Origin of the sequence: Gordonia sp. JH63 (assembly GCF_009856645.1) — a bacterium.
Taxonomy (GTDB): Bacteria; Actinomycetota; Actinomycetes; order Mycobacteriales; family Mycobacteriaceae; genus Gordonia; species Gordonia hongkongensis.
This window is the reverse complement of the sequence record NZ_CP047235.1, coordinates 4,986,752-5,008,546: the sequence shown is the minus strand read 5'-3', so window position 1 is coordinate 5,008,546 and position 21,795 is coordinate 4,986,752. Positions and strand designations below refer to the sequence as shown.

The window sequence follows — 21,795 nt, the reverse complement described above, 5'->3', positions numbered from 1 at the left end:
CGGGCAGGTCATGTATCTTGGACCGGTTGCCGACGCAGGCGACCCTCCTGCCGCGGACAGTCCGTGGCCGACCTAGCCCATAGGAGGTGATGTGGTCTTATGCGTCACTACGAATTGATGGTCATCCTCGATCCGAATCTGGACGAGCGCACCGTCGCACCCTCACTCGATACTTTCCTCAACGTTGTCCGTAAGGACGGCGGTTCGGTGGACGGCGTCGACATCTGGGGCAAGCGCCGACTCGCCTACGAGATCCTCAAGCACAACGAGGGCATCTACGCCGTCATCGATCTCAATGCCGAGCCCGCCACGGTCTCCGAGCTCGATCGTCAGCTGAAGCTGAACGAGTCGGTTCTGCGCACCAAGGTCCTGCGGAAGTAATCCACAGGGTTTCTTGATCGTCTGAAGACGTCGGTACCGGGTTCTAGGGTTGAGCCCAGAATCCGGTGCATGTCGATCAGCGAGTGCCCACCAACGACCCGAGGGGAAACACACATGGCAGGCGACACGGTCATCACCGTCATCGGCAATCTGACCGCCGACCCGGAATTGCGGTTCACGCCGTCCGGCGCAGCGGTTGCCAACTTCACGGTGGCTTCCACCCCGCGCACCTTCGACCGCCAGACCAACGAGTGGAAGGACGGCGAAGCGCTGTTCCTCCGCTGCAACATCTGGCGCGACGCCGCGGAGAACGTGACCGAAAGCCTGACCAAGGGCTCCCGGGTGATCGTGCAGGGACGGCTCAAGCAGCGGTCCTACGAAACCAAAGAGGGTGAACGACGCACGGTCGTGGAACTCGAGGTCGACGAGATCGGCCCCTCGCTGCGCTACGCCACCGCCAAGGTCAATCGGGCCTCGCGCGGCGGTGGCGGTGGCGGCGGTGGATTCGGATCGGGCGGCGGCGGTGGCCGCGGCGGCGGTTCGAACCAGCAGGTTGCCGACGATCCCTGGGGCAGTGCGCCTGCCAGCAACAGCGGGGGATCGTTCGGCGGCGGGGACGACGAACCACCTTTCTGATATCGGTCGGGGCTCGATGATCCGCCCCGAACAGCCCGGGAACGGCAGCGACCGTCCCCGACAGCATTGACTGGAGCAACACACACATGGCAAAGGCAAAGCCGAGCCGGAAGCCTCGCGTCGAGAAGGTCACCAAGACCAAGGCGTGCAGCTTCTGCAAGGACAAGAAGGCCGTCATCGACTACAAGGACACCGCGCTGCTGCGTCGTTTCCTGTCCGACCGGGGCAAGATCCGGTCGCGTCGCGTGACCGGTAACTGCGTGCAGCATCAGCGCGACGTCGCTGTGGCAGTGAAGAACTCGCGTGAGGTGGCCCTGCTGCCCTTCACCTCGACCAGCCGATAAGCGGAAAGGATCAGTTGACATGAAGCTCATCCTCACCGCCGCCGTGGAGAACCTCGGCGAAGCCGGCGACATCGTCGTGGTCAAGGACGGCTACGGCCGCAACTACCTGCTGCCCCGCGGCCTGGCCATCAAGGCCACCCGCGGCGCCGAGAAGCAGGTCGAAGGCATCCGTCGGGCACAGGAGGCCCGCGAGGTCCGCGGTCTCGAGCACGCCAACGAGCTGAAGCAGGCCCTCGAGGGCCTCGCCGACGTCTCGCTGGACGTCAAGACCCACGACTCGGGCAAGCTCTTCGGTTCGGTCACCGCGGCAGACGTCGCCGGTGCCATCAAGACCGCGGGCGGTCCGACCCTCGACAAGCGCAGCGTCGAGCTGCCCAAGGGGCACATCAAGGCCACCGGTAGCTACCCGGTCGTCGTCAACCTGCATCCGCAGGTCTCGGCGACCGTCCAGCTCGCCGTCGTCGCCGCGAGCTGACCTCAGCGTTCTACATACACAAGGCCGGGTGGAGATCCTCCACCCGGCCTTGTCGTGTCTGGAGCTGGCGAAGGCCGGTGTCTGTTTCTGCTCCCTGAGGAGGGGCCGGAGCTTGCGGAGGGGCCGGTGTCTGTTTCTGTTCCCTGAGGAGCGGTCGGAGCTTGCGGAGGGGCCGGTGTCTGTTTCTGCTCCCTGAGGAGCGGCCGGAGCTTGCGGAGGGGCCGGTGTCTGTTTCTGCTCCCTGAGGAGCGGCCGGAGCTTGCGGAGGCCGCGTCACGAAGGGTCCGGCGACCGGGGTGCGGGCGTAGCGAGCCTCGAAGCCCCCGAATCTATTTCGGCGCAGGCGGACTGGCCGGCAGCTGGTTCCAGTACTGCAGTCGCGGCGGAAGGTACTGCGGTGCCGGGTTGGCGCTGTGGTCGACCGCGTTGTTGCCCGGACCGAGTGTGTCCCAGGACGGGAAGAAGAACTTGTGCCAGGCGGGCGTGAAGATGAGAGCGCGGTCGCCGGTGCGGCAGGCGACGGTGTCGCGACGGGGCACGGTGCACGTGACGCCTTCGATGGTGACCCGTTTGCCGACACCGAGGATCGGTGGCCGGAAGCCGCTCTCCGGGCCGAACCGGTAGGTCTGATCGGCACGCGCCCACCACGGGCCCTGCTGATCATCGGAGATCACCGCGCCGGTCGCGTTCGGCGGGGCGGTCGCGGGACGGCCCGCGCAACCGACGTAGCGGTAGCCGGGACCGATCTCGCACACCCACCTACCGGTGGTGAAGAAAGACCGTCCGTTGTCGACATAGGCCAGCGATCGGAACGTCGTCGGGGCGACCGGCTGATAGCGCGACAGATCGAACTCGACGGGCATCGAGGGACCTGGCGCGGCGGACGTCGGCGGGGCCGCCGCCAGCCCGGCGGCAGCGGTCACGGCCGCCAGCACGGTGACCGCACGACGGACGACGACGGACCTCAACCCCAACCTCGACACGATCGACATTGCATCACACCCACAGGGGCGTCGTTCGGCGATCGCCGCAGAATCGTGCGAACCGGCGTCGCCCGCCCGTCTGGCCAGGTGTAACGCAGACCACACCGGATGTTCACCCGAATATTCGCCACGGGGAGTTGAACAGGTGTCCGCAACACGCCCGCAAGACGACGCGCCGAAGAAGTCCAAAGGATTTCCAATTACTTGATTGTGGAAATTAGTGAGGGCGCTGACCTGCGAAAACTGTGTTGTTCACACCCTGATTCCTCAGGTTGTCCACAAAGCCTGCACAACTCGTCCCCCCGCAACTCACACACCGTCCACAAGTGTTCCCCAGATCCGTCAACAGGTCGGTTTGAGTAGCGGTCGCAGACGTCCTAGTGTCACGCCTCAGCGTCTCCGTCCGTCTCGGCGCACACGACACTTCGCTGTCGGTGCCACCCGATAGGAAGAGACTGACCAGAACACGACGTCGACACCGGGGACTCGCGACGTGGCCTACCGGGGCCGACACCAGACTCAGGGTCGTACTCATTCGATGTCGGGTGGGATCGAACGTTGCGAGAGGTTTGACACGCGTGGCTGTTGTGGATGACCGCGGGCGCGGCCCCGCCGCCGGAGGGCGAGGCCGGGAAGACGAGATCCCTGCCGAGGACTTCGGTAGGCAGCCCCCGCAGGACCTCGCCGCCGAGCAATCGGTGCTCGGTGGCATGTTGCTGTCCAAGGACGCGGTCGCCGACGTCGTCGAGAAGATCCGCACCGGCGACTTCTACCGTCCGGCCCATCAGGCGGTCTTCGAGGCGATCCTCACCCTGTACTCGAAAGGCGAGCCCGCCGACGCGGTGACGGTCGCCGCGGAACTCGAGCGGGCGGGCGAGCTCAAGCGCATCGGTGGTGCGCCGTACCTGCACACGCTGATCTCCACGGTGCCCACCGCGGCGAACGCCGGCTACTACGCCGAGATCGTCGCCGAGAAGGCGTTGCTGCGTCGACTCGTGGAGGCCGGCACACGCATCGTCCAGTACGGCTACGCCGGCGCCGACGGGCAGGACGTCGCCGAGGTGGTCGACCGCGCCCAGGCCGAGGTGTACGAGGTCACCGAGAAGCGCACCGCCGAGGACTACGTCCCGCTCGAGGATCTCCTGCAGCCGACGATGGACGAGATCGACTCCATCGCGTCGCGAGGTGGCATCTCGCTCGGTGTCCCGACCGGCTTCGCCGATTTCGACAAGCTCACCAACGGGCTCCACCCAGGTCAGATGATCATCGTCGCCGCACGTCCTGGCGTCGGCAAGGCGCTCGCGCTCGACACCCCGCTGCCGACGCCCACCGGCTGGACCACGATGGGCAAGGTCGGGGTCGGCGATCTCCTGCTCGATGCCCACGGCCGGCCCACCCGGGTCGTCGCCGCCACCGAGGTGATGACCGAACGGCCCTGCTACGAAATCGAATTCAACGACGGCGCGACGATCGTCGCCGACGAGCAACACCAGTGGGCGGCCGAGATCGACGGCGAGCGGCGGGTCGTCACGACCGCCGGCCTGCGGGCGCACGTCGGCTGCGCGGTCGTGCGCAACACCGCGCCGCTCGAGTTGCCGCGCAAGCGGTTCGCGTACGGCCCGTACACGGTGGCGGCGCTGGCCGGGATGGCCTTCGACGATCCCGAGATCAGCATGCGCATCGACGCGGAGGGCCCGGTCGACGTCATGACGCTGATGGCGGACCTCGGTGGCCGGATTCCGTACGAGTATCTCCGTGGTTCGATCGCGCAGCGTCGTGCCCTGCTCGCGGGGTTGCTGGATGCCCGTGCCTCGGTGGACGACGACGGCTGGATCACCGTGCCCGCCGCGACGCGGCACATGACGGCGGTCGTCGCCGACCTCGTGGCCGGGCTCGGTTTCAACTACAAGCGGTCGGCCACGGGGTGGTTGCGCGTCGACGCCGACGAAGACGTGTTCACCGTGCACCACAAGGCGATTCGGCACAAGGAGCTGCGTCGCCGGGCCGGTGTCCGACGCGTCGTCGCCGTTCGCCCCGTCGATCCGGTCCCGGTGCGCTGCGTGCAGGTCGACAACGCCGACCACCTGTATCTCGCGGGTGAAGCGATGGTCCCGACGCACAATTCGACCCTGGCGATGGACTTCCTGCGATCTGCGGCCATCGGACACGGCCTGACCGCCGCCATGTTCTCGCTGGAGATGAGCAAGACCGAGATCGTCATGCGCCTACTGTCGGCGGAGGCGAAGATCAAGCTCGCCGACATGCGTGCCGGCACGATGAGCGACGACGACTGGACACGGCTCGCACGTCGAATGGGCGAGATCTCGGAGGCGCCGTTCTTCATCGACGACTCACCCAACCTCACGATGATGGAGATCCGCGCCAAAGCGCGCCGTCTCAAGCAGCGGCACGACCTGAAAGTCGTTGCGGTGGACTACATGCAGCTGATGACGTCGGGTAAGAAGGTCGAGTCCCGCCAGCAAGAGGTCTCGGAGTTCTCCCGCCAGCTGAAGCTGCTGGCCAAGGAACTCGAGGTCCCGGTGATCGCGATCAGTCAGCTCAACCGTGGTCCCGAGCAACGTACCGACAAGAAGCCCCAGGTGTCGGACCTCCGTGAGTCCGGCTCGCTGGAGCAGGACGCCGACATGGTCATCCTGCTGCACCGCCCCGACTCCATCGAGCGCGACGACCCGCGCGCCGGCGAGGCCGACATCATCGTCGGCAAGCACCGTAACGGGCCGACCGCCACCATTACCGTTGCGCACCAGCTGCACCTGAGCCGGTTCGTGGACATGGCGCGGGGGTAAGGGAATCGCTGTCGAGATGCAGCGAAGATTAACAAGGTGGTCCAGCTTGTTTAACAAGCCTGATCACGGCGCAAGAACCGCCCTGACTAGGGCAAACATGGTCAGTCGAGCGTTGCCCGTAGCCCGCGTTTTCGCGTGATTTCCTGCTAATTTTGCCGGGGAATCTATGCTGGGATTCGCCGATTGCGCGGTGAAACCGGGCGACGAAAGGGTCTGAAGTGACCGGCGTCTGGCGGCCGGCTATCGGCGATTGGCTTGTGGGATGAGCTCGTCTAATTCGCAGATGACGTTGGTGCTGGTTTTGGGGATGTGCTCGGCGGATTCGGCGCTTGCGTGGTGACTCCGTGACCGGGCTTGGTCAGCGGAAGGGTTGCGAGGTGCTTCTGGAGCCGCTTCGACATCGGCATGAACGTGACGAAGGTCAGGCTTCCCGAGACAACCGCTCCTACCAGCGGCACGACCTTGGCTGCGCTCTTGGCGAAGACCTGCTTGGTCATCTGAATGCCCAGGAGCCCTGCAACCTTCTTGACCACCGGATATATCGCACCCTTGGTGAGAGCCTTCTGCGGCAGCTTCCTGGCCACTTCACTTGCGATCAACTTCGAGACTTGCGCCACGCCGGCCTGGGCCGCGTTCACGCCAAACATCACGCCGATGAACAGCGTGAGCATGCTTTCGGTCGCGGAGTCCATTCCGTCGGCGTTGTCGTCGAAGAGCTCCGGCCAGCTGTAGATGTAGGCGAGTTTCTGGACGACGCGAAGAAGGTGACCATAGTACTGTGCGATATCGGCCGGGACCGTGCCGATCGCTGCGAGGCCTCCGGGGATGCCAGCTGCCGTGGAAAGTGTCGTCACCTTGCCGGTCTCGTACTTGATCACGCTGTTGGCGATCTTGTCGATCACTTGAGGTGTTACGCCTGCTTCGGCCGGTGTTGTGGCGATAGCGAGTTTGATCTGCTCGTCGGTGCAGTATCGCTTCAGCTCTCTGCGGAGGAAGGCCTCCCGGTTGATCTGCACACCCGGCAGTTGAGCCGATGCCCGCAGCGTCTGCTCGAACTTCGTCGACGGCGCGACCTGATTGCCTTTGGCCATGGGAGCAACCTATAGCAACCTTCCGACACGGACCGCTGATGGGGCGGAGGAGACGTCGGCCTATCACGCGAAATGCCTCGCTGACCGTTTGTTGACTTCCTCCCTTAGCGGCTCTCCGACCTCGATTTCTTTGCTAGATTTGCTGCTAATTCCTGCGGAAGCGGAGGTGTCACTTGACCGAGAGTTCCGGCGCGGCGGTGACGTGGCGGTTCCGATTCGCTGGCGACAAGGTGTCCCGTGTGTGGAACTGGCAGTCTGACGGTCCGCCGGATCTTGCACGTGTAGTTCCGATTCGCAAGCCTCGATCGTCGGAGCGGCAACGGCACATACCGGTCACTGCGTATTCACTGACCATGCGCGACCACCTTGAACTCGAGTCGGGCCTCGAGCATGACCTCTTGCGACGCCTGGACCGGCTCCACGATGTCGTCGCGCTGGTACCGCAACCGTGTCAGCTGAAGCGGGGCGGATCGTCCCCGGCGAAAAACACGCCCGACTTACTCAGCCTTGACGACACCGGGTCGGTAACGCTCTGGAATGCACGCCTGCCGCACAAGATGGACGACAAATTCAAGCTGCAGGTCGCAATGGTCGAGGCCGCCTGCGCGAATGTGGGATGGCGCCACGAGGTATTCAACGGGCTCGACCGCGTAGAACGCCTAAACCTTCTGTGGCTGCACGGCTACCGCCGAAGGCCTTCCTGGTATGACCAGGTGGCTGGCGAGATCGGGAAGGAAGCAAGTAACGACGCCGCGACTCTGGGCTCCCTATTTCGTCTGGATACCGGAAACGGGGAGGCCATCGCCGTGGTCTGGCACATGGTCTGGTCCGGCGAACTGGATACCAACCTCTCGAAGCGATTGACGATGGAAACGCCAGTGCGCGCAGGACTGGTGGCGTAATGGACACAAGTCGCACAGTGGTTGAGGTCGGTGGCCGACTTCTGACTGAGTGGGGAACCGGTCTGGTCACAGCGGTATCAGCGGCCGGCGTAGACCTCCGCACCAGCGTCGGCGATTCCTTGCACGTCGATTGGCCCGAACTCGCAGAGGTGCGAGTCGTGGTCGATGGCGATGTAGCGCCAATCAGACCGGCGCTCCGCCCGTACTGGGATGGCCTGTCTGAGGAAACGCGCCGAGCCGCCCTCGACAAACTTGAAATCGTGCAAGAGATACTGACCGGCTACCGGGACGGTCACGCCGAACTCGCGCGCGACGGCGAACCGCGCCCACCCTTCGGCGAAGGCTTCGGCGTCTCCGAGGCGGCGCGCTGTCGCGCAATGGCGGTCGCGTTGCAGCAAGAGGCTGCGGGAGATCGTGCCCTACAACGCCGCATCGCGAACGGTGAGATCAAGCGATCGGCTCCGGTCGACAGCACCATCCGCAACTGGGTGCGTGCTTGGAAACGCGACGGACTACTCGGGCTCCTCGATGCCAGATCCCTGCGTCGCGAACAGACGTGGGAGCGAATCGATGAGCGCTATCGGACTGTTGCTGAGTTGGTCTTCGCCACCCTGGACGGAGATCGGGCGGACGTCAACATCAGCGAGCTTGATCGGCGGATCAAGGTTGAGCTCAAGCGTGCAGGGCACGTGGATGTCTCCACGCCGCAGCGCCTGACGGCAGAGTATCTCGCGCACCTCAAACGGGGCGCGGGCGCAACAACCCGCACCCAGAGAAGCCGGTCGCTACAGCGCGTATCGGGCAAAGAGCACTTCCCCGCAATCAGGCCTGGGCAAATAGTCGCCATCGACGCCACGAGGGCGGATAACCTCGTATATGACCCGCTTCTCGGGCGACCCTTCAGCGTCGAAATCCTCACTGCGATCGACGTCGCCACCAGAGTGATCCTCGCACTGCGAGTGGTGCCGAAGAGCGCCGATGGAATCGATGCCGGGCTACTTCTTTACGACATCTGCCGCCCGTTCTCGATGATGGTAGAGGGCACCACCATCAGTCACTGGCGCTGGGCCGGTTTGCCCCAAGTCGTCGACGCTTCTGATGTCGCGGTCAAGGTTGGGCGCAGAAGTGTTGCGCCCGATTTCACTACGCTTCAAGGAGAGCACCACATCCCTGGCGTCATGCCGGACGCGATCCGCGCCGACCACGGTTCGATCTTCGTGTCCGATCACTTCCGCGCGATTCTGCGTGACTTCGGGATTGACTTGTTGCTCAGTCGCGGGAAGAAGCCAACGGACAACCCCCACGTTGAACGCTGGCACGAGACGCTACAGCGGGCCGTTCAACAGCTCCCTGGCTACAAAGGTCGCAATACCTCGGAGCGCGGCCGATTGGTCGCCGAGGAGGCATTGGTCACGGCCGCCGAACTGGAAGAACACCTTCGGCGATTCGTCGCCTTGGACTACCACCGGTCGTGGCACACAGGCTTGGTTATCGGTGGTGAGCCCACCGCTCGCACCAGTCCTTTGGAGCTCTGGGACATCATGCTCGACGTCACCGGCCGTATCGACGTACCGCAGCGTGCAGACATGATCTATCAGATGCTTCCGGTCAAGTGGGGCACAGTCGGAGTCGCAGGTGTCGAGTTTGCTGAGATGGTCTACGACGGCAAGCTACTCGATGATTTCCGGAATGTCGCACGGGGCCAGTTCAGGGACGACGACAACAAGGTTCCCTTTCTTGTCGACCCGCACGACTTGTCGAGCATCTGGTTCCCGCACCCCGAGACCGGCCGTGTACGCCCCGTTGCGTGGCGAGGATCTTTCTTCACTGACGCGCCGATGACCGATACGATCGTTCAGGCCGTTAGGCGGCGCGTCCGCGAACGCGGCGGCAACCACATTCTGAGTCGGGGCTCAGCGCAGCGGCAGATCCTCGACGAGCTCACGGAACTCACCTCTGGGCCCGTTCCAACTGACTGGACTGCCAAACTGTCAGCCGCGCACCGCAGAGTTGAACAATCGCGCAAAGACCACGAAGAAGCTCAGGCAGCCCAAGGTGCAACCCGCGACGAAGCCACTCAGTCGGGCGGCAACGGAGCACGCACCAAGACGCCCCATACCGATTCACCCCAGGACGACGTTCCCTTGGACATCCTCGACGTCCCGTGGCCGACGATGCGGGCCGACTCCTGATGGACTCCCTCGCTTGGCATTTGGCTTGCACCAAACCGGAGTTGCCAGAACCACCTCTGTACACGTCGGCTGGTTGGGACAGGATGACATCCGAGGACCGCTCGCGGGCGGTCGATGCGCTGCGTCAATGGATGAATGGACTGTACGTCGAAACGGCCGAGACCCGCGCAGTCGCAGACCGACTCACTGAGATCGTGCAGGAGAATTCTGAAACTGGCCCCGGTGCGAAGGCAATAGCGTCGGTCACAGGTGCGAGCACGCTCGGGAAGAGCACGGCGGTCCGCCGCTGGGCCACAAGGAAATACGTGGAATGGATCGTAGGCGCACCGAAAGGCCCTGCAGAACTGCCCACGTGGAACCCTCAGCCAACGATCGACGCAGACCTATGCCCCGTCGTTTGGGTCAACCTGCAATCTGGCTCGATGGTCAAAGGATTCAACTCCCAAGTCCTTGACTTCTTCCGCTTATCCGCCAGCGGCGCCGCCCACCAGACGTCAACCGCCGCGGTCAGGGCATTGGCACGCCACGGCGTGCGCACCCTTCTCATCGACGACTTCCATCTACTGCGTACCAACTGGAAGGGCGGCCGTGAGGTCCTCGATCACGTGAAGTACATGAACACCGAGCTCGGCGAATTCAACGCCAGCTTAATTCTGGTTGGGACAGACCTCGAATCCAGTGAAGCCATGAGCGATGCCCAGCTTATCGGCCGCCTCCAGCCAATGAGCTTCAGTCCGTACGGAATCGAGACTTCGGAGGAGCAACACGCGTGGCAGCAACTGCTCTACGGGCTGGAAGGTTATCTCCTTCCGCATCTCCCTCGGGCAAGCGAAGGGCTTCTCACTTCACAGCTCGCGGGGCCCATCTGGAAGCGATCTCAGGGCTACGTCGGTGACGCGACACGCCTCCTCCGTATTGCGACACTTGCAGCGATCGCCGACGGCACGCACACGATCAACCCAGAACACCTGAAGGAAGTCCGCCTCAGTAAACGAGCGCACGCAGCAGAGGCGGAAATCGATCTTCGGCGCCGCAGCAAGCAGAGCAGGGTGTGATGTCACCGGCAGACAACGGAAGGGGGCTATCCATGCGAGAGCCTTGTATCGGCTATCTGCCTGCTCGACCGATTCCAGCCGACGATGAATCGCTGGAGTCCTTCGTATTGCGCGCGGCGACGGCGAATTGCACCACCGTCACCAAGATCCTTGGTCGAAGTCAGTTATCGCGATCAGCGTCTGACTACGAGCCGATTCTGCGGCACCTGGCCACGCTGACGCGCCAGCCATTCTCGCGCATTTCGGCGATGACCCTTGATGACTGCCATAGTCGAGTGCTCGCGAAGGAAGGCTGGCTGGCAAGTGAGTGGGGTCAGCATTGCCGTTGCGCCCCAAACGGAGTGGCACGGCGAGAGTGGGCTTTGGCTCTGTCTCCGGTCTGCTTCTACTGCGGGCACCTCATCGGGATGCCCGGTAGTGGCACTGCGCAGCTGACCAGAGTTCCCAATCGGATTCTGTCGGTCTGCAAGGATGTCTCGTCCGCTGCACACAGATCTACGACTGACTTCGATGCACTCGACCGACTTGAGTGTCTCCGTGCGGAACTACCCTCGGTGGCTCGTCGGCTCAGTCGAGGATCTGCACACTGGATCCCAGCTGATGCTCAGTTGGTGACCACTGCGACGACAGATCTTGCGACGAGTCGCGAGTCCGAGGAAGAGCTACCGCGATCTCCTGCCGTTCGTGCACTGGCCATCGCAATGGCCTGGGAAGAACAGCGAACGTGGCTGACACCACGAGTATCTCCACATCCACGTCCCACTCCTGTCCGACCAGAGAATTCTGAAATACCCGATTCGCAGGTCTTCACTCGACGGGTACTCCGCACAGGCGCGAAGACTGTCAAGACCATGCGGTTACCGAAGAGCTCAGTCCGCCATCCACGCGGCGAAGATCTGATCCGGCTGGCGCTTGGCCATACGCAATTGACGCTTGACCACATCCCAGGGATCTACCGGCAAGAAGGCGAACCGTTCGTGCTTGACCCCGCCCAGTGGTTGTGGCGTTCCAGAGTCGCTCTACTTCTCAGTCAATGTGTTCGGTTGCGCGATCAGTGGAGCCTTGCCGACGAGCCGACCTACCGTCTGACGAAAGCTGGTAGCTACTCGATTTGCATAGGGGCGTGGCCGAAATGGACTCCGATCTTCCACCGCGAGAGCGACATTGCCCATGCGATGAATCTGGCGCGAGCTCTATGCCTCGATGAGCTCGTCAACTACCGTGAGCGCCGCGACGCGTTAAGAAGGATTGAAGCCGCCCCGCCGGACCTGGTCGGCACCCTGCCCGCAGCTGCCCGGAACTTCGATGGCTGCGCCCGGCTCGCCGCATCTTGGATGTGGTTCGATGCAACCTGTGATAGCCCGCGTACACGGCCAGACGCCGAACACCTGAAAGCATTTGACGCTGCGCTCAACCCCGAAGGCCGTCTCATCCTCCGCAGTGCCGCCGAAGCGATCTGCGTCGCCGACGAAGATCTTGTGCGTCAGGTTGGGAGTGGAGACTTCGGTGTGGTGGATTCGGACCGAGTCTCAGAAGAGGACCGGACTCGTGTGGGCGCGTGACTTCCAGTCGCTCGCCGACTGCGGGCGCTACCAAACCGCGACGGCGACGGAGCCTCTGAGCTAATGCTCCCCGCTCGAGTTGCAATCGATCCACGCGAGTCACTTGATTCGTACCTCGAGCGGATTGCACTTGTGAACGATCTGACGACCAAGAGTCTTGTCCGCATGCTCAAGGAGAACCGGGACGGATCGTCGGTCTCGACGGCTTTCATGCTGGTCCGGCCTAGCGATGAGCTCGTCGGCCGAATAGTGGATCTCACTGGGCTGGGGGCATCGGCCGTCGAGAATTCGACCTTGTTGCGCTACGACGGAGGCGCGCCACTCAACCTCGACGGCTTCGACCCGCTCGATCGGGCGAGCTACCGCGCCATCGTTTGCCAGGGGTGGTTCCCGCAGCATGGGACGCAACTATGCCCACTCTGCCTATCGCACGACGGAATCTGGCAGCTGTCGTGGAAGCTACCGGTGTCGACAGTGTGTCCCGACCACGGCGTCTACCTGGTCGCTGAGTGTTCAAGTTGTAGCCGGCGCTTTCGAACGCGACACCACAGTCCGCTGCGTCCTCGGCTCGATGAACACCAGCCGTGCGGGAATCCGCTCGGATTCTCGGCTCCCTGCCGACACTCCATCCTGAGAGAGAAACCGACGGCTGCATCCGAAGGTGCAATTCGGACCGCAAAGCGGGTTACGGCCGCTATCGAAGGCGAAGAAACGAGCGTTCTCGATGGCGCTCTCGCGCCTCCCGCGTACCTCGCAGAAGTCCGAAACTTAACCACTCTTCTGCTTCACCTCGCATCCCGGGCTCGCGCAAGGGGTTTCGTCGAATGGGCCGGAGAGCTCCAAGCCGAAGCCGCTGGTCGCACAACTGAGCTTCGAGGGCCTCGGTGGGGTATTCAGCCGCCGACAAGTGCAGTCACCCGCGGTGACGCACTGGCGGAGGCGGATGGGATTCTGTCCAGTCCGGAGAGTGCGGACGCCGTCGCACGGTTGGCCGAGTGGTTCGATCTGATCCCGGACGTCCCGGGCGGCCCGAGAGGATGGATCGTCAATCGCGCGGCAAAGAGTCCGGTGTTGAGCTGGCTGGTGGTCCAGGTGCTTTCAGCCCGCCGCCATGTCGGCCTGCAGATCGATCATCACGACGCGTTGATCGATCTGCCGCTGTCTGCGATCCCTCAACTTCTCGATGAGCACACCTACCGTCGTCATTTCGCTGGGATGCTGAAAACGCAGGAAAGCACGGGGCGGCTGTACGCCTCCCTGTGTATTGCGCGCGCACAACGGCCAGGGTCGACGTGGTCCACCGCTGCAGCGAGTATCGAACTCGACCCGGACATTGGCAGACGGACATCGCGAGCGGCGAGCACGCGACTGGCCGCGAGTCCTCCAGAGATCGCGGCAGCCGCCAACGCGGCAGCGAGGGAACTATCGCGTCGACGGGATTTTCGGGCGCTCGAGCGACGAGTCATCGATCTCGCGAGTACGCCCGACACGTGGTTTTCCGATTGGGCGCGGTCGGCGAGTCCGAGGAGGCGCGCGGCCGCACTCCCATACGCGGTGACATGGATGTGGTGCGAGGTTGCTCAGGGGTGGTTGGACACCAGCCCGGCGTGGCCGCCGCCGGTGACCCGACAATCGAAGGCTGCTTATCGGGTGTTTCGTGACACGCTTCCGGAGGAGTTGGGGCGAGCATTGCGCGAACTCGCCGATGGGAATTCGAGGTGACGGGCGTCGGGCGGCACCTCAGCGAAGTCTTCGACAGCTTCTCAGCAAGCGTTCGAAGGCCTGGCAATGCCACTCGGTTTGGTCTCGTTGAATTCCTGGCGATGGCGAACCTGTCAGTGTCGGCGGGTAGCGTTCGAGGGCTGTCAATCAGGAGGTCCACACGTGCAGCTTGAAGAGTTGAAGCCCGGTCTGCGAATCGACGGTCTCATTCCCGCAGAGGTGATCACCGTCATCGCTGCGCAGTGGCATGGCGCGGACGCACTCGCACTCACCTACCAGAACGCGTCAGGTGGCCTTGGCCAGCAGGTTCTGTTCCGCAAGGACCAGGACAACCTCAGTGTCGCCGCCAGCGGTAGCCGCGCGTTCGACGCCACCGCCAGCGACTTTAAGCTCGTCGCCGAGGCCCAACGCATCTCGCTGGCTGGCCTGTTTGATCCAATGCTCGCCGTCGCGACGAGCGACGTGCAGCCGCTGCCGCACCAGATCCGCGCGGTCTACGGCGAACTCCTGCCGCGGACCCCGCTGCGGTTCCTCCTTGCCGACGACCCGGGGGCCGGCAAGACGATCATGGCCGGCCTCTACGTCAAGGAGCTGCTGCTCCGCGACGACGTCAAGCAGTGCCTGATCATCGCTCCCGGTGGACTGGTCGAGCAGTGGCAGGACGAACTGTTCTTCAAGTTTGGGCTGCGGTTCGACCTGCTGACCAACCAGCTCATCGACGCCAACATCAACCTCAACGTCTTCGAAACCAACCCGTTGCTGATCGCGCGCATGGATCAGCTCTCCCGTAACGAGGAACTCCAGGCTCAACTCAAGGAGACGGAGTGGGATCTGATCATCGTCGACGAGGCACACAGAATGGGAGCGCACTACTTCGGCGGGAAGCTGGAGAAGACCAAACGCTTCTTGCTCGGGGAGCTGCTCGGCCAGATCACCCGCCACCTCCTGTTGATGACCGCGACCCCACACTCGGGCAAGGAAGAGGACTTCCAGCTCTTCCTCACCCTGCTCGACCGCGACCGGTTCGAGGGCAAACAGAAGAAGTCTGTCGACGTCACCGGAATCATGCGGCGCATGGTCAAGGAAGACCTGCTGACGTTCGAAGGTAAGAAGCTCTTCCCTGAGCGCATCGCCGAAACCGTGCCCTACGAGTTGACCGAGCGGGAGAAGGACCTCTACGAGGACGTCACTCACTACGTCCGCGAGGGCATGAACCGCGCCGACAGGCTCGGCGGTAAGCGTAGGAACACCGTCGGCTTCGCCCTGACTGTCCTCCAGCGCAGACTCGCCTCCAGCCCTGAGGCGATCTACAAGAGCCTCGTCCGCCGCTCCGAACGGCTGGAGCGCAAGAAGACCGAGATCCTTAACGGAACCTACACCGAACCAGACGACGTCATCGGCTCGGGTGACTTCGACGAAGATGAGTACAACGCCGAAGAATTGGAGCAGCTTGAGGAAGACGTGATGGACGCGGCCACCGCCGCGCAGACCGTCGAGGAGCTCAACGCAGAACTTGTCGAACTCGCCGATCTGATTGCGACCGCCAAGAAGGTCCGCGAGGCTGGGACCGACCGCAAGTGGACAGAGCTCTCTACGATCCTTCAGGACAATGCGCTGGTCACCGATTCGAACGGTTGGCCACGGAAGTTCATCATCTTTACCGAGCACCGCGACACCCTTGACTACCTCCAGTCCAAGATCGGCTCCTTGCTCGGCAAGCCGGACTCGGTCAAGGCGATCCACGGTGGCGTCCGCCGAGGTGAGCGGCGTGTGATCACCGAGGAGTTCACCAAGAACCGTGACGTCCAAATCCTGATCGCGACCGACGCCGCCGGTGAGGGGCTCAACCTTCAGGCCGCGCACCTGATGGTCAACTACGACCTGCCGTGGAACCCTAACCGCATAGAGCAGCGCTTCGGTCGCATCCATCGCATCGGCCAGGAAGAGGTCTGCCGACTCTGGAACCTCGTAGCCTCCAACACCCGCGAGGGTGAGGTCTTCACCCGCCTGCTGGAGAAGCTCGATCAGATGCGCCAGACCTACGGCGGCAAGGTCTTCGACGTCCTCGGTGAGGCCTTCACCGAGACCCCGCTGCGCAACCTCCTGCTCGACGCTATCCAATACGGCGAGCGCCCCGACATCAAGGCCAAGATGCACCAGGTCATCGACGCTTCAGTTGGGGACGGACTCAAGGACCTCCTCGACGAACGGGCACTGGCCTCGGAGAACCTGGCTGAGGCCGACCTGCATGCACTGCGCGCGGCAATGGACGAAGCACGCGCTCGCAGACTGCAACCGCACTACATCGAGATGGCGTTCAAGGCAGCGTTCTCTCGGCTCGGTGGCCGTATCGTGAAGCGCGAACAGGGTCGTTACGAGATCGCTAACGTGCCCCAGCAAATACGCGCGGCAGGCAAGGGGCCGATCGCCACCAAATACGACCGAGTGACGTTCGATCTCGGCAAGGTCCACGCCGACGAACTCAGCCGCGCCGACCTACTCGCCCCAGGTCATCCTCTGCACGACGCGGTCATGGACGAGTCCGTGCGACAGTTCGGTGGCTCCCTCATCCGAGGCACGGTCTTGGTTTCCTCGACGCTGGAGGAGACGCACCTGCTCGTCGGCGTGATCGAAGAGGTCGCCGACGCGACCGGAGAATCCGTCGCACGCCGCTTCGGCTACGCCTACGTCGACAGCTTCGGCACCGTGACGCCTGCCGGCCCCGCGCCCTACCTGGACTGCGTAGCGGCACCCGAGAACGCCGTCACCGATACAGCCCGCACCCTTCCGTGGCTGGCCGACGCCGAAGACAAAGCCACGAGCTGGATCATCGCCAACCAACTCCCCGACTACCTCGCCGACGTTCAGCCGAGGCGCCTTGCCGAGTTGAATAAGGCACGTGACCTGGTCATCAAGCGGCTCGAAGGCGAACGCGACCGCCTCATCCTCGATGCCGCCGTCGCGGCGGAAAAGGAACGCGCTGGTGAGAAACCGAAAGAATCATCGGAGAGCCTCACTCGGAAGGCCGTCGAACTCGACGCCCGTCTACGCAAGAGGCTCGCACTGCTTGACCAGCAGCAGCTCATGTCGACCAAGCCACCACGCATCGTCACCGCAGCTTTAGTACTCCCCGTCGGGATGCTGGAGGCCGACCTACCCGCGACCGCGCCCATCCACGCGAAGGAGACTAAAGAGGTCGAACGCCGCGGTGTCGACTTGGTGATGGCCCGTGAACGTGAACTCGGTCGGAAGCCAGTCGAGCAGGCGTTCAACAATCCCGGTTTCGACATCCTCTCCACCGACGCCGAGGGAGACACCTACCGCATCGAGGTCAAAGCCCGTATCGCTGGAGCCACTGACTTCTTCGTCACCCACAACGAGGTGATGGTCGGCAAGAATGCCGTCCCGCGCTACCGACTCGCGCTCGTCCGCGTCGACCCACGTGGCGCCCAGCACGACGAGGTCCGCTACCTCGACAACCCGTTCGCCACCACAGACCTTGGCGACTTCGACGCGACCGGCGTCCGAGGCGACTGGGCTAAGCAGTGGGCCAAGGGAAAGCAACCATTCTGATGGGTATCGAGGACTGCACCGCTTGGGACTTGGACGGTCGGCGTGTTTGCGCCAGCTGCGTCGATGACTACGCGCTTGCAGCGGCACTTCGCGATGAGCACGAGCCCGAGCCCTGCGACTTCTGCAGTTCGACCGAGTCCGCTTCGATCGGAAAGCTGGTCGATGCCGTGTTGGCCGGGTGGTCCCACGAGTACGAACCTGCCATTGAGCACACGCCCTGGGACGAAGGAGAGTATGTCTTTCTTGGTCCGCACTGGGACACGCCTGAGCTGGTCGACGAGTGGGGTGGGGTCTTCCGCGCCGACGGGCTCGCCGACGCGGTTCAAGACCTCCTCGGATTCGACAATGACCCGTGGGTTGAGCGCGATGCACTGCGACTTCGACCCGACGAAGCCATGCGCGACGCATGGGACCAGTTTCGCGAGATCGTGCGCCATCGGACCCGCTACGTCTTTTGGAACACGCCGCAGGAAGACGAAAACGAGCCTGGTTATGTCTCGCCCGCCCAGGTTCTTGATCGGGTAGGTCGACTGGCCGTATCCCTCGGCCTTGTTCGTGAGCTTCTGCCGACTGAGTCGATCTACCGCGCCCAGGTCGAAGACGACACCGCGACGGTTTGGGACGCCAAGCGTTTGGGCACAGCTCCGCTCCGGTTCGCCACGAAGACCAACCGAATGTCACCTTGTGGGGTGCCGATGTTCTACGGTGCACTTGATCCGGCCACGGCCGCCGCAGAGGTACGTGCCTACGCCGGCGAGGGCGTTGTACTAAGAGTCGGCGAGTTCCAGAGCTTTCGTCCGGTCTACGTCCTGGACTTGACTGATCTGCCAGAGGTTCCCTCACTATTCGACCCTGAACGAGGTGGAATCCGGCGAGAGGTTGGGTTTCTCCACAGCTTCGTTAAAGATCTGAAAGCCCGCGTAGACCCTGGTGCTGGCGAGATTGAGTACGTCCCGACGCAGGTGATGACGGAATTCTTCCTCCAAGTCTTCAGGCCTGCAAGCACCGGTGGAGCAGGTCTCGCTGGCATTGTCTATCCGTCAGACCAGGCCACGGGCGCTGCCCTTGTGCTGGAGTTTAGGAATGAGCAATGCTTCGACGACCCGAGCGAGGCGGTGGCTGCGAAAACTGCAGGCATGCTCCTCCTCGGGCAGTCGCGACTTACTCCCGACGCGAGGCCAGCAAGGGGCTCGGTCCGCAGGCTGGGCGGGCTTGCGCGGTCTGTGAAAGTCGCACTCGATAGGTTTGTCAAGTACGCGCGGCGCGCTGGCGCCGCATGGTCACGCCCGTACGCGCGGCGAAGGGGTCGATGTGGTTGAGAAGCGCAAGTTGATCGAGGTAGCACTACCACTGGAGGCGATCAACAGGGAGTCGGCCCGTGAGAAGTCGATCCGACACGGCCACCCGTCGACACTGCACCTATGGTGGGCGCGCCGCCCACTCGCGGCTGCTCGCGCAGTTCTATTCGCTCAACTTGTCGACGACCCGAGCGCCAACCCTGAGCGATTCCCCACCGAGGAGGCCCAGCGTGTCGAACGGGAGCGGCTCCACGGAATTATCGAACGCATGGTTGTCTGGGAGAACGTTCGCGACGAGAAACTACTAGCAGAGGCACACGCGGAGATCGTGAAGTCAGCTCCTGGCGGCACGCCTCCCGCAATCCTCGATCCCTTCGCCGGCGGCGGCACTATTCCACTTGAAGCTCAACGCCTCGGTCTCGAGGTACATGCGTCCGACCTCAACCCTGTCGCAGTTCTTATCAATAAGGCTCTCATTGAGATCCCGCACGCGTTCAAGGATGAGGAGCCAACGTTTCCAGGCCTTGCCGATTCACAAATTCGCGAATGGAAGGCGGCTGAGGGTCTCGCTGCTGACGTTCGCGCCTATGGCGAGTGGATGCGCGATGAAGCCGAGGCGAAAATCGGTCACCTTTACCCGAAAGCTGATGGCAAGACAGTTATCGCTTGGGTTTGGGCACGTACCGTCACGTGTCCAAACCCCGCGTGCGGCATCGAGATGCCCCTCGTGAGGTCTTGGTGGCTTGCTAAGAAGAAGGGCAAGGAAGCCTATGTCATACCGCAGGTCGTTGCAGACCAATCAGCACTTGGTGGGCGGCGTGTGACGTTCGGAATTGGCCACAACATAGAGGAAGCGCCTAGCGTCGATAGTGATGGCACGGTGGCGCGGACAGCGGCAACCTGCCTCGCATGCAGCAGTTCAGTGCCCTTGCGCTACGTTCGGACGGAGGGCCAGAATGGGCGGCTCGGCGCGGTGATGATGGCTATCGTCGCAGTCGGTAATCGTCGGCGAGAATACCTACCCCCGAACGAGGTGCACCGGCAAGCCGCGAATCTTCACCTTCCCGATTCTGTTCCTGTTGGTTCGCTGCCACCACACGGCCTGCAGCCGGCAAACCCCCAAACCATCCGGATCTATGGATTCGACGAGTGGGCGGATTTGTTCACGAAGCGGCAGTTGGCCGCATTGACGACGTTCAGCGACCTGCTCGCCGATGTTCGCGCGAAGGCCCTCGCGGATGGCGCCTCCGAGTCTTATGCGGACGCAATTGAGACCTATTTGGGCTTGGTTGTAAGCAAGTGCGCCGACTACTGGTCGTCGCTCTGCAGCTGGCATAACAGCGGCGAGAAAATGAGGAATGTCTTTGGTCGCCAAGCGATTCCCATGGTCTGGGACTTCACTGAGGCGATGCCGTTTTCTGAATCATCGGGTGGATTTCTTGGGATGCTCGATTGGGTAGCAAAAGTTGTGAACCAAGTCCCCGCATCCAAGGGTGGCGAGGTGCGGCAAGCCGACGCGGCCACGCGTTCCTTCTCGAATGTCCTCATCAGCACGGACCCGCCCTACTACGACAATATCGGGTATTCAGATCTTTCAGATTTCTTCTACGTCTGGTTGCGGCGGTCATTGCGTGACGTTCACCCAGAGCTCTTTAGCACGTTGCTTGTTCCGAAGGCAGAGGAACTAGTTGCCAACCCACACCGACACAACGGCAAGGCCGGCGCGAAGGAGTTTTTCGAAGACGGGTTCCGCAAGGTGTTCGCTAATGCGCGTCTGAGTGCGCGCGAGGACTATCCCATCACCGTCTGGTATGCGTTCAAGCAGTCTGATTCAGACGAGACCGGCGAAGCGTCAACGGGCTGGGAAACCCTGCTTGAAGGAATGATCCAATCCGGCTGGGAAATCACGTCGACCTGGCCCAACCGCTCCGAACTGAGCAACCGCATGATCGCAAGTGGGTCAAACGCCCTTGCTTCGTCGATCGTACTTTCGCTCAGGCCACGGCGGAACGATGCCCCTACGACTGATCGTCGCGGATTCATCGCTGCTTTGGAGGCAGAGCTCCCCGACGCACTACGTTGGTTGCAGCAGGGACAGATCGCCCCTGTCGACCTTCCCCAGGCAGCGATCGGTCCTGGAATGGCGGTATTCAGCCGTTACGGCGCAGTCCTTGAGCCTGACGGCAAGAAGATGACCGTTCGCTCGGCACTTGCCCGGATTAACGAGATCCTCGACCAGGTGCTCAATGAGCAAGAAGGTGACTTCGATTCTCCCTCGCGCTTCGCAATCGCGTGGTACCGCCAGCATGGCTACGAGGTTGGCGCCTTCGGCGACGCGAACAACCTCGCCAACGCTCGCAACACGACCGTGGATGTGATGGACCGTGATGGCATCCTCACCAGCCGGGCTGGCAAGGTGCAGCTCATCAAGCCTGCTGTCCTTAGTTTGGACTATGACCCGGTGGCCGACTCCCACACGAGCAACTGGGAGGCGCTCCACCACCTCATCAAGGTGCTGGAACGAGACGGAATCGCGCCCGCGGGCGAATTCCTCCAGGCGGCATTGAGTCGCACGGACGGGGCGGTCCACGCTGACCTGGTAAAGGAGCTGGCCCACCTGCTCTTCCGTGTCGCTGAGGGCAATGGTTGGACGAAGGATGCACTCTCGTTCAACAGCCTCGTGACGAGTTGGCCGGAGATCCTTGAGGTCGCCCGGTCTGCGAAGAAACCCACCCAGACGCAAGGCGCGTTCGACTTCGAGGAAGAGGAGTGAT

The 21,795-nt window shown here is 62.9% G+C and carries 15 protein-coding genes and 2 pseudogenes; 15 read left to right on the top strand and 2 right to left on the bottom strand.

What is annotated here, in order from left to right; genetic code table 11:
• The first annotated feature begins 99 nt into the window (after positions 1–99).
• From rpsF to rplI, 4 genes are all read left to right on the top strand, one after another.
• Positions 100–381 carry a 30S ribosomal protein S6 gene (rpsF, locus tag GR168_RS22155; RefSeq protein WP_058252882.1) on the top strand — a complete coding sequence of 94 codons (282 nt, stop codon included), beginning with the start codon at positions 100–102 and terminating at the stop codon, positions 379–381.
• Between the two features lie 114 nt (positions 382–495).
• The gene (locus GR168_RS22150; protein ID WP_058252881.1) at positions 496–1,017 is read left to right on the top strand and encodes a single-stranded DNA-binding protein; all 522 of its coding nucleotides are present in this window, start codon (positions 496–498) and stop codon (positions 1,015–1,017) included.
• Positions 1,018–1,103: 86 nt separating this feature from the next.
• Positions 1,104–1,361, top strand: coding sequence for a 30S ribosomal protein S18 (gene rpsR, locus GR168_RS22145; RefSeq protein WP_004020662.1), 258 nt, complete (start codon positions 1,104–1,106; stop codon positions 1,359–1,361).
• Positions 1,362–1,380: 19 nt separating this feature from the next.
• Positions 1,381–1,836, top strand: a complete 456-nt coding sequence (rplI, locus tag GR168_RS22140; RefSeq protein ID WP_058252880.1) for a 50S ribosomal protein L9 — start codon at positions 1,381–1,383, stop codon at positions 1,834–1,836.
• 329 nt (positions 1,837–2,165) lie between these two features.
• On the opposite strand, the gene GR168_RS22135 is transcribed toward rplI, so the two are convergent.
• A complete protein-coding gene (locus GR168_RS22135) occupies positions 2,166–2,828 on the bottom strand; it encodes a hypothetical protein (protein ID WP_068972301.1) in 663 nt (220 codons plus the stop codon).
• A 569-nt stretch (positions 2,829–3,397) separates the two neighbouring features.
• On the opposite strand from GR168_RS22135, the gene dnaB reads away from it, so the two are divergent.
• Positions 3,398–5,626 carry a replicative DNA helicase gene (dnaB, locus tag GR168_RS22130; protein WP_058252878.1) on the top strand — a complete coding sequence of 743 codons (2,229 nt, stop codon included), beginning with the start codon at positions 3,398–3,400 and terminating at the stop codon, positions 5,624–5,626.
• Between the two features lie 272 nt (positions 5,627–5,898).
• Here the strand turns inward: dnaB and GR168_RS22125 are convergent, their stop codons facing one another.
• The gene (locus GR168_RS22125; RefSeq protein WP_048896146.1) at positions 5,899–6,717 is read right to left on the bottom strand and encodes a hypothetical protein; all 819 of its coding nucleotides are present in this window, start codon (positions 6,715–6,717) and stop codon (positions 5,899–5,901) included.
• Positions 6,718–6,890: 173 nt separating this feature from the next.
• Here GR168_RS22125 and GR168_RS22120 point away from each other — a divergent pair, with 173 nt between their 5' ends.
• From GR168_RS22120 to GR168_RS22080, 10 genes and pseudogenes are all read left to right on the top strand, one after another.
• A complete protein-coding gene (locus GR168_RS22120; protein ID WP_159371692.1) occupies positions 6,891–7,619 on the top strand; it encodes a TnsA-like heteromeric transposase endonuclease subunit in 729 nt (242 codons plus the stop codon).
• A gap of 158 nt (positions 7,620–7,777) precedes the next feature.
• On the top strand, positions 7,778–9,811 hold the full coding sequence (locus GR168_RS22110) for a transposase (RefSeq protein ID WP_343213013.1): 2,034 nt from the start codon (positions 7,778–7,780) through the stop codon (positions 9,809–9,811).
• A gap of 83 nt (positions 9,812–9,894) precedes the next feature.
• On the top strand, positions 9,895–10,866 hold the full coding sequence (locus tag GR168_RS22105; RefSeq protein WP_223259049.1) for a TniB family NTP-binding protein: 972 nt from the start codon (positions 9,895–9,897) through the stop codon (positions 10,864–10,866).
• Positions 10,866–11,237, top strand: a pseudogene (locus GR168_RS24050) (TniQ family protein); the annotation flags it as partial. The gene GR168_RS22105 and the pseudogene GR168_RS24050, both read left to right, overlap by 1 nt.
• A gap of 480 nt (positions 11,238–11,717) precedes the next feature.
• On the top strand, positions 11,718–12,428 hold the full coding sequence (locus GR168_RS24045; protein WP_238995110.1) for a hypothetical protein: 711 nt from the start codon (positions 11,718–11,720) through the stop codon (positions 12,426–12,428).
• Between the two features lie 63 nt (positions 12,429–12,491).
• Positions 12,492–12,917 (top strand): annotated as a pseudogene (locus tag GR168_RS24040) (TniQ family protein); the annotation flags it as partial.
• A 498-nt stretch (positions 12,918–13,415) separates the two neighbouring features.
• On the top strand, positions 13,416–14,150 hold the full coding sequence (locus GR168_RS24035; protein ID WP_238995117.1) for a hypothetical protein: 735 nt from the start codon (positions 13,416–13,418) through the stop codon (positions 14,148–14,150).
• Positions 14,151–14,312: 162 nt separating this feature from the next.
• Positions 14,313–17,723 carry a helicase-related protein gene (locus GR168_RS22090; protein ID WP_159371687.1) on the top strand — a complete coding sequence of 1,137 codons (3,411 nt, stop codon included), beginning with the start codon at positions 14,313–14,315 and terminating at the stop codon, positions 17,721–17,723.
• On the top strand, positions 17,723–19,042 hold the full coding sequence (locus GR168_RS22085; RefSeq protein WP_159371686.1) for a HEPN-associated N-terminal domain-containing protein: 1,320 nt from the start codon (positions 17,723–17,725) through the stop codon (positions 19,040–19,042). Before GR168_RS22090 ends, GR168_RS22085 begins: the two co-directional genes overlap by 1 nt.
• Positions 19,035–21,794: a DUF1156 domain-containing protein gene (locus GR168_RS22080; RefSeq protein WP_159371685.1), complete on the top strand. Its 2,760-nt coding sequence runs from the start codon at positions 19,035–19,037 to the stop codon at positions 21,792–21,794. Before GR168_RS22085 ends, GR168_RS22080 begins: the two co-directional genes overlap by 8 nt.
• The last annotated feature ends 1 nt before the right edge of the window (position 21,795 follow it).